Genomic DNA, 1296 nt, shown 5'->3' with positions numbered 1-1296 from the left:
ACCGGCCGAAACAAGGTCACTCTCCAAGTCTTGTGGGGCCGCTACACCACCCAACCTGCTCGTCCGTCTCAGCGGTACTACAGCTACGAGCGGTTCCGCCAGCTTGTCGCCGAACACGTTGATGCCACAGGACTTACCGCACGCATTACGCATATCCCGGCACACACTATGCAAGTCGACTGGGCCGGTACCACAATGCGGCTGTTTGACCCGATTGATGCTCGGGGTGCAAAAGTCAGTATTTTCGTGGCGTCACTGCCGTATTCCGGAATGCTGTTTGCCTGTGCTTGCCCGAACCAGCGGCAAGCAGCATGGCTGTGGGCGCATATCCAAGCGTTTGAATACTTCGGTGGCGTTACTGAAGTCATTGTGCCTGATAATGCTTCGACAGCGTCACACGCAATCGGTGCTGCTGACCGCAACCGGCAGGTTAATTCCACCTACGAGGAATTCCTCGAGCATTACAACACTGCCGCGCTGCCTGCTCGCGCTCGGCGTCCGAAGGACAAGGCGAACGTGGAAGCGGCAGTCAAGATCATCACCCAAAAAGTCATCCATACCCTCCACGGGCATCAATGCGTTGGGCTCGATGAACTCAACGCACGCATCCGCAGCCTAGTTGACGGTATCAATGACGCGGTACCGTTTCGTGGCACCTACACCAGCAGAAGAATGCTCTTTAATGAGTTTGAACGTGATGAACTTGGCCAACTTCCCGCATCACCGTGGCAGCATACCGAATGGAAACGCGCGAAAGTCGCCCCCAACTTCCACATCACCGTCAATACTGCTCACTATTCGGTGCCCTACCAGCTCGTCGGCCGCACTGTCGATGTACGCATCACCGGCAACGAAGTAACCGTCTTTGACGCTGGGCGGCGTGTTGCCACCCACCGGCTAGCCCAAGCCCGGGGGATCTATGTCACTGACGTGGATCATATTCCTGCCACCATGGCTGATACCACAGGGCTGTGGACCAGTGATTACTTCTACCGTGAAGCAGCCAAGATCGGGCCAGCGACCCAGAAAGTCATTGCAGAACTCATCAGCGCAAAAGCAATCCCTGCCCAGGCGTATCAGTCGTGTCGAAACGTACTAAATATGGGCAAGCACGCCAACAAGGCGATTTTGGAACAAGCCTGTGCACGCTTAATCGCACCTGATGGCGCAAGGAGGGCCGTGTCGTATACCGCGGTGAAAAACATGATGGCTGCGGTACGCAAAGACCAATCCACCCGCCCGACAGGCCATGATCTGCCGCCAACAACACCGCCTGAAACACCACCAGCAGTACAC

The 1296-nt window shown here is 56.2% G+C and carries 1 protein-coding gene; it reads left to right on the top strand.

What is annotated here, in order from left to right:
• Window positions 1-30: 30 nt before the first annotated feature.
• Window positions 31-1296: IS21 family transposase (istA, locus tag HMPREF3149_RS10380; protein ID WP_246819993.1), on the top strand; the 1266-nt coding region annotated here is incomplete at its 3' end.

Origin of the sequence: Corynebacterium sp. HMSC05E07 (assembly GCF_001807225.1) — a bacterium.
Lineage (GTDB): Bacteria > Actinomycetota > Actinomycetes > Mycobacteriales > Mycobacteriaceae > Corynebacterium > Corynebacterium singulare.
The sequence above is the reverse complement of the archived record's forward strand: the minus strand, read 5'-3'. Positions and strand labels throughout refer to the sequence as shown.